This window comes from Mesorhizobium loti CJ3sym (genome assembly GCF_000472785.1).
Taxonomy (GTDB): Bacteria; Pseudomonadota; Alphaproteobacteria; order Rhizobiales; family Rhizobiaceae; genus Mesorhizobium; species Mesorhizobium loti_E.
The window spans coordinates 1-7,825 of record NZ_AXAL01000059.1 but is presented as its reverse complement, the minus strand read 5'-3'; the positions used below and the strand labels follow the sequence as shown (position 1 = coordinate 7,825).

The window sequence follows — 7,825 nt, the reverse complement described above, 5'->3', positions numbered from 1 at the left end:
AAGCCGCAGCCTTGCTTGGGGATAAAGGCTACGACGCCGACTGGTTCCGCACGGCCCTGGCCAAGCGCGGCATAGTCGCCTGTATCCCGTCCAAAGCCAACCGCAATCTGCCGATCCCGCACGACACCTTGCTCTACAAAAGCCGCCATAAGATCGAGAACATGTTTGGCAGGCTCAAGGACTGGCGGCGCATCCACACACGCTATGACCGCTGCGCCCACACCTTCATGTCCGCGATCTGCATCGCTGCAACCGTAATCTTCTGGCTCTGATCAATGAGTCCTGAGCCTAGGTTGAGCACCGCCCGCCGGCCCGGATTTGACGCGCGACCCTTTCGCTGCAAAGATATATTAACGACTTGTTTACCAAGCGTCAGCCACCGCTGGGAATTGGGGGGAATTTGGAACCGTTTCTAGGTGCGAACCGTCTTAATTGGGATGATCGGGCCGAACTGCATTCGACCGACACAACGGGCAGCTACCAGATCGAAAATGTGCTGGCAGGCGGATCCAATCTCTATGAGCTGGAAACGAGCGAGGTCGGAGATATCGCCGGCAAGGATATCATCCATTTGCAGTGTCATATCGGGCTCGACACGATCAGCTTGAAGAATCTCGGCGCGGGCAGCGTGACCGGCCTCGACTTTTCACCGACGGCTATTGCTGCTGCGCGGGATTTCGCTGCGAAGGCAGGCACTGATGTGCGCTTCGTGGAAGCGCCGCTATTCGAGGCAGTCGAAACGCTCGGCCGGACCTTTGACATCGCCTACGTTACCTGGGGTTCGGTAAATTGGCTGGACGATGTGTTCCGCTGGGCGCGGGTCGTAGCCGATCTGCTGCGACCAGGCGGCCGGCTCTATATGGCCGAGGGCCATCCGTTGATGTTTCAGTGTGATCGTAAGGCCGCGGCGCTAGAGTTTAAGCACGATTGGCGAACGCCTATAGCTCGACCGCTCGCATGGAACGAGGAACGGACCTATACCGGCGACGACCGCATTTTGAAGCATCCTCGGTATTATGAGTGGATCCATCCGATCAGCGACGTGGTGAACGCGCTGATATCAGCGGGGCTGACGCTCGATTTTCTGAATGAGCATGACACGGTTTCGTGGCAGCACTTTTCATTTGCAGTGAGGGCAGGCAAGGATATGTACGGCTTGCCAAACAACTCCCCCAAGATCCCAATGGCCTATTCCATTGGCGCGACGAAGCGAAGCGTCGGCAAGATCCCATACCTTGTTGCCCCCAAAGTGATTGAGGGCCACTAGCTCGACTGTTAATCCGGTCTTGCATTGTCGTCGCCGAGGCACGATTACCACAGCCCCGCAATTGAGCCGATAACTTGCCTCATTGAGTGGGCGGCTGGTTCCAACCGCCTCCGGCGGCGTGCCAGAACGACCTCAGCGGTCGGACAGTGCAAAGTTTTCAGGACTGTGAAGTTCAAAATTAATTAATGAAAGCTAATGTTCCATCGGCGGGTCGATCCGAGAACCTGAACAACACAAGGGGGTTTTCACCCTATTGGCTCTTTTCGGCGCTAGGTTAGGCGGCATAAAGGATGCCGTGTTTTCGTCGGCAAATATTCCGGCGGCAGTGGCGGTTTTGGTTATTGCCATCAGCGCGGCGTATGCGGACCACCAGAACAAAATCGTTTCGGACCAAGCCGTCCGCGCTGATGTCCTAGCCAAGGTCAATCTGATCCGCGCCAAGCTGGAAGGGAATATCAACGGAAACCTTCAACTCGTGCATGGGCTTGTCGCGACGGTCGTGACTGAACCCTACATGGGACAGCAACGCTTCGCCTCGCTTGCGAGTAATCTGTTTGGCGAGGGCTCGCAATTGAACAACATTGCTGGCGCACCCGATCTGGTCGTTTCCTTGATGTACCCGCTAGAAGGCAACGAGAAAGCCGTGGGTCTCGATTACCGTAAGGACGATCTGCAGCGCGACGCCGCGCTACGGGCGCGAGACGGGCGCAAGTTGATTCTTGCCGGACCGGTCGAGCTGAAGCAGGGGGGCCAAGGCCTCATCGGCCGGTTCCCTGTTTTCGTGCCGAGTGCGGGCAATACTGAAAGGTTCTGGGGCATCATTTCCGCTGTTGTCGACGTGCAGCGCCTTTACAAGGCGAGCGGCCTGTTCGACGAAGATCTCGGGATTGACATCGCGCTCATCGGTAAAGACGCCCGCGGCCCGAGCGGAGATCAATTCTTCGGCGATGTGGGCGTCCGCAAAAACAATCCCGTGACAGCCGAAGTTCTGCTCCCGTCGGGATCGTGGCAAATCGCAGCCATCCCCAGAAACGGCTGGCCTTCGACGCCTGGCAACGCGTGGTTCTTGCGTGCGATCATTGCCGCGGCCGGGGCGTTGGTTGTGGTGCCATTCTTGGTCACAGGTCGTCTGATCGGCGAGAGACAGCGCAACTATGCGGAACTGCGTCGATTGTCGAGACGACTGGAACTCGCTTTGGAGGCATCGGCTATTGGCGTTTGGGAACACGATCTCGCAACCAATGACCTGTCGTGGGACGATCGCGTCAATGAAATATATGGCAAGCCCAACGATGGAGCACGTCGCGGCTACGCTGATTGGGCGGGAGCAATTCACCCCCTAGATCTGGCCGGCGCCAATGCGGATTTCGACAATGCTGTGGCCGGCTGCGGAACATATTCGTCGGAGTACCGGATTGTTCGTCCGGATGGCGAGATTCGTCATGTCCGATCCAAAGCGACCATATACCAAGCCCCAAATGAGACACCCAAAATGATCGGGGCGGAATGGGACGTGACAGCCGACGTCCTGCTGAACAGCGATCTCGTTCGCGCAAAGCAGCTGTCCGAGTCTAAAAATGCAGAACTCGAGGCGGCCAGGCAGCGAATAGAGCATCTCGCGCTTCACGATTCGCTGACCGGTTTGCCCAACCGTCGTTACCTCGACCAGATATTGGAAGAGTACGCGGCGAACGCCAGGCGCGACGGCGGATATGCGGCCCTGCTCCACATCGACCTGGATCGGTTCAAGCACATCAACGATACGCTTGGCCACGCCGCGGGTGACGCGATGTTGGTTCACGCATCTACCGTCCTCCGATCCCAGGTCGAGGAGGGGGGATTCGTCGCTCGGATCGGAGGAGACGAATTCGTCGTGCTGTGCACGGTGCATGACGATATCAAGCAACTGGCGCTGCTGGCTGACCGCGTCATCAGCCAGATGAGCGAACCCGTCTACTACCAGGGCCACCGATGCCGTTTTGGTGTCAGTGTGGGAATTGCGATCCACAATGGAAAAGACGTCGAAGCCAAGCACCTGCTGGTGAACGCCGACATCGCGCTTTACCGAGCAAAGAGCCGTGGGCGCAGTCGGCACGAATTCTTCACTGAGGCGATGCAAAGCGAAATCGTCGACACAAAGCGGATTGCCGATGAGGTGCTTGGCGGCCTTGAGCGTGACGAGTTTATAGCCTTCTACCAGCTCCAATTTAGCGCAAAGACGCTCGAGATTGTCGGAGTCGAGGCGCTTGCGCGATGGAGGCACCCAAAGAAGGGTATCTTAGCGCCGGATGTCTTCCTAAGGATTGCAGAAGAACTAAATGTCGTCTCGACGATCGATCAAACCATACTGAACCAAGCGCTTTCGGATTTCAAAGTCTGGTCTGCCGCGGGTCTTCCTATACCGCGCGTATCAGTCAACGTTTCGGCACGGCGCCTGCGGGACGAAGAACTCATAAAGAGCTTGAAAGATCTGAATATCCAGAAGGGAACAGTCTCGTTCGAGCTTGTTGAGTCGATTTTCCTAGACGAAAACGATGATCTGGTAACTTGGAATGTCGATCAGATTAAGCAACTCGGCATTGATATAGAGATAGATGATTTTGGTACGGGCTATGCCTCCATAGTCAGCCTGCTCAAGTTGCAGCCGCGCCGGCTGAAGATAGATCGGCAACTGGTAATCCCAATTGTCGAATCGCCGCAACGAAGGCAGGTTGTCTCGTCGATCATTGAAATCGGCAAGTCGTTGGGTATTGAGGTCGTAGCGGAAGGCGTCGAGACGATGAAGCACGCAAGGGTACTCAAGGAATTGGGCTGCGACATATTACAGGGTTATGCTTTTGGGCAGGCATTGGATTCCAACGGCTTGATGGCCTATGTTCGCTCTCGGCGGCTGCGCGCGGCCAGCTAAGTGTCAGGCCCGGCGTTTGACTGGCACGATTTGGTCAGCAGCACGATCGTTACCCGCCTTTGGCCATTACAATGGCAGCCCCGATCCATCATCAATTCGTGCAGAAGTGGGGCGCCGTAGAGAAAGAGGTTCGCCAATGCAGCCGTACGGAACGGCTGCTTTCCAAGCGACCTCGTTACCGTCTCTAGTCGGCCCAAAAGCTGCCTGCGAAGGTTCAACGGCCGCTTCAGAGAGATAGGCGGCGATGTCGGGAATAACTGCAATGAGGCGCATTGCTTCTATAAATGGCTGACTAGTGACGTACCCGATACCCGATACCGTGGCTGGGTTTGATTTGAGCGGGCGATCAGGACATCTGCGACGCCTATGTGTAGAGGGACCCGGCCAGGGTCGTGACTATATCACTGCGGCGACGCCTCCCAACGCGTCGAGGCGACAGCCAACCCGCGCTTGGCGGACCTCGATTTTGCCTTGTCTTGCATAGCTGATGCGAACGTCGATCGGCGCCGTCAGCCCATCTCTGCCTTGGTCGACAGGACCAGCACTCACGGCGGAAACGCGTACTGCGCCAAAAGGCGTTGCTGCAGACGAGATTGCCTCGCGGCAAGCCCTCACTATAGAAGGCGGTGTCCCTGGTTTCGTCCTGAGTGAGGTCAAGGGTTTATCGGTGCCTCGCCACGAGTTGCCGTGACCAGCGTCAGGCATCAGCGTAACTGGAAGGTGCATTGTTTGTGTAGGGCCATCCTGCGGAGCGACGGCAGCGTTGTCTGCTGGCGCACTCCCCACGGCCGGGGTGGTCGCAGTTGCGCCTAAGTTAGTCGAGACGCCTACTTGCGCCCCGCCAACGCCAACCCCAGCTTTTGCGCCCACTGCGCCGCTGCTTGTGCTGACCGATCCTCCAATGGCCGCTTGGTTTGCCCCGCCTAAGCTCACGCCCGCGCCCACAGAGGCGCCGTGCGAACCTAGTCCCAAACCACCACCGATGCCAAGACCGCCAACCTTTCCACCACCCCCAACGTCGAGCGCCCAGGCAGGCTCAATAGCGATCGCGATCATCAATGCAGCTGCGCCGTACTTATACATAACGAACCTCCGCTTGGTGTCTTAGGTAAGGCTCACTCTTTCACTCGAGAGAGGGGTCGAGTGGTCTTGATGTTGGAAGCAATGCGTCGGGAAGGGTAATGGTCGCGACTACGCCAGGCGACGATTTTTGAGCCTTCGATTTGTGTTTTTCCTGCGACCCTGTTTTACGGGAAGGTTGACTAAGCGAGCTTGTAAGCCGGCTTGCGGCTACCGCTTGCCGCGATTGCTGACTAGGCGCAGCACGCCGCTCAGTTTTGACGAGATCGATTGCCTTACGCGCGGCGCTGAGATAGCCGGCCAGGCTTAGGCTCTTTTCCCGCTCCTGCTCAAGCGAAGCGGTCAACGCTGCCGAGACCTGCTTTGCGGCGTCGCGCTCTTGCTTGGCCCTCTCCAGATCTCTTGAGGTTGCTTCTGCTCGCGCGCGTTCCTTTTCGAGGGCGGCGCTGGCCTGATTCAAAGTAGCCACGGCCACCTGTTTGTCCCTTACTGCTGCATCCGCCAACGCCTTTTCATTTTCGAGTGCGTCGCGAGCCTGCGTCATTGCTGCCTCTGCCGCTAATTGGTCTTTTACCGCTTTAGCGTGCTCAGACGCTGCCTCATCTGCATTCGTTTGCAGGGAGGCACTATTTTGGCGAGCGGTGGTGAGTTCGCCTTCAATGAGCACAACTTTGTGATGCTCTACATCGAACTGCCGGTGGGCCTCGGCCAGGGAAGCTTGCATATTGTCGCGCGCCTTATCCGCAACAACGGCTTTGTCCCCCAATCCCTTGTTAATTTGCTGTGCCGCTTCTAAATCCAGTTTTAGTGCTTCGGCCTTTTTAAGCGCCTGTTCTAGATCTAGTTTTTGCGCGGTTGCGGTGTTGGCCGCAATTCCCGCCCGCCTGTTCGCATCGCCTGCGGAGCGCTGCATTATTTCCAGCTCGGCTCGTTGCGAGGCCAATTCGCGCTGCGCCGACGCAAGCATCTGCTCTGTCACAGCGCTCTTGTTTACCGAAAATCCCAGCAGCAGGATCAGGCCGGCGGAAACAAGGCATGACGCGGCTGCCCACTTCCAGTGGCGCATGGCTGGCAGCGTCTTGGCCTGGACCTTTTCATTTGGATCATCTCCAACAGTCACCGGCCGCGCCATGCTTGATGCTGCGGCACTGCTATCACGTTGGTGCGAACGCGAAAGTTGGAGCGCACGGCGGTCCAACCACTCACGAGCCGCGGCCGTTTCCCATGGCCTGACGTTGTTTGGTCCCGTTTCGAAATCTTTCTTGGCAATTTTTTTCACGCCCAGAGAGGCTTTTTTCACGTCCAGAGAGGCGCGCTTCCGTTTTGCGACGGGAGGTTGCTCGTTACCCATTTATTTCTCCCATCATGTCGGGTTGACAGACGATCGAACACCCTTTTTCACTTGGGCTCGGTTGGTAGCAGCGCGGTATTACCTCCGAGTATCCTAATTGGATTACGCATACGTAGCGGGTTTAGTTCCAAGATGAACGACGCTCTATGGTCATCCAAAAGGTGTAAGGCCATAAGCGTTGCTTACTCCAGAGGAGAACAATTTCGTTGCTCATTATAAGTTTTCAGAGTCTCAAAAACTGCCTACCCGATCGTGCTAGCAGATTGCGCACAGCATGTATTGGCAACCGTCGGCTGCGAAATCCCAACCGCAAAAAAGCGATCAAGCCAAAGAGCGCATGCACCAAGGAGGGCCGGCTGCCGCTGATTTCCGGGTGCCGCGGCGACAGGGAGGCTCTGCTGGCGTTGGCCGCCGAAGACATCGAGTGGATCATTCCGGGGAAGGACTGGCCGCTGGCCGGAACGCGCCACGGACACGCCGGGCTGACGGATTTGCTTGAGACGGCGTCCAAGTCGATAGAAACGTCCACGGAACCCCGAGAGTTCGTGGCACAAGGAGACCGCGTCCTCGTCGTCGGATTTGCCAAGGGGAAGATCAAAGCCACGAACAAGACGTTCGAGGACGACTGGATTTTCGCCGTCACGGTCCGGGATGGCAGACTGAACATCCGTGAATACGTCGACACGCAAGCACTGGCGCGCGCCGCGCAGATGGGCGCGGCCGGGGCTGCATAATGGCTGGCCATCTTCGGCCATCAGCTCGGGGAGACGATAGATAAGCCGAAAATCGCCCCATTATACGCCGCACGCTCGTCCAATGCCCAACCGTAAAGGAGATTCCGATGTACGACCAATCCAAGGTATCCGAGTTGATCCGGTTCGCACGTGTAGATGCGGGCTCGACTGTCATTGATGTCTACCCAGGCGACGGAGACTGGACGCGCCTCTTCTCCGACATCGTCGGACCAGAGGGGCGGGTCTACAGCTTCGTGCCGGCCGAAGTCGCCGACTTCAAGAACGATCCGGTCGGCCGCATGCGGACGCTNGCGAAGGAACCGGGCCGAGAGAACGTCGAAGCCGTATCGGCGGACCTCGTGGCGATGCCGCAGGCCACGCAGCCAGCGGATGTCTTGTGGCTGCACCTGTTCTACCACGATCTCCACACCGCGCTGATGCAGAAGAAGGGTGCGACGGCGGCCGACTTCAATCGAGCCGTCTAT

At 57.5% G+C, this 7,825-nt stretch carries 6 protein-coding genes; 5 read left to right on the top strand and 1 reads right to left on the bottom strand.

Features of this window, described 5'->3' with window-relative positions:
* The 3 genes from A3A9_RS0136165 to A3A9_RS0136155 all read left to right on the top strand — a co-directional run.
* A partial coding sequence (locus tag A3A9_RS0136165) for an IS5/IS1182 family transposase (RefSeq protein WP_027062801.1) occupies positions 1-272 on the top strand: 272 nt, incomplete at its 5' end.
* 86 nt (positions 273-358) lie between these two features.
* Complete coding sequence (locus tag A3A9_RS0136160; protein ID WP_245279225.1) at positions 359-1,267, top strand: class I SAM-dependent methyltransferase; 909 nt, start codon at positions 359-361, stop codon at positions 1,265-1,267.
* A gap of 253 nt (positions 1,268-1,520) precedes the next feature.
* A complete protein-coding gene (locus tag A3A9_RS0136155) occupies positions 1,521-4,175 on the top strand; it encodes a bifunctional diguanylate cyclase/phosphodiesterase (RefSeq protein WP_430515914.1) in 2,655 nt (884 codons plus the stop codon).
* A 1,123-nt stretch (positions 4,176-5,298) separates the two neighbouring features.
* On the opposite strand, the gene A3A9_RS0136150 is transcribed toward A3A9_RS0136155, so the two are convergent.
* The gene (locus tag A3A9_RS0136150) at positions 5,299-6,606 is read right to left on the bottom strand and encodes a hypothetical protein (RefSeq protein ID WP_033839160.1); all 1,308 of its coding nucleotides are present in this window, start codon (positions 6,604-6,606) and stop codon (positions 5,299-5,301) included.
* A 356-nt stretch (positions 6,607-6,962) separates the two neighbouring features.
* Here A3A9_RS0136150 and A3A9_RS0136145 point away from each other — a divergent pair, with 356 nt between their 5' ends.
* Entirely contained in the window at positions 6,963-7,340 is a 378-nt protein-coding gene (locus A3A9_RS0136145) for a nuclear transport factor 2 family protein (protein ID WP_027062797.1), read from the top strand.
* 107 nt (positions 7,341-7,447) lie between these two features.
* Positions 7,448-7,825 (top strand): class I SAM-dependent methyltransferase (locus tag A3A9_RS0136140; protein ID WP_027062802.1); only part of this gene is annotated, 378 nt, incomplete at its 3' end.

Excerpts from the sequence above, each read along its gene's own strand:
- A3A9_RS0136150 (WP_033839160.1), bottom strand. The coding sequence starts at position 6,606 with ATGGGTAACGAGCAACCTCCCGTCGCAAAACGGAAGCGCGCCTCTCTG.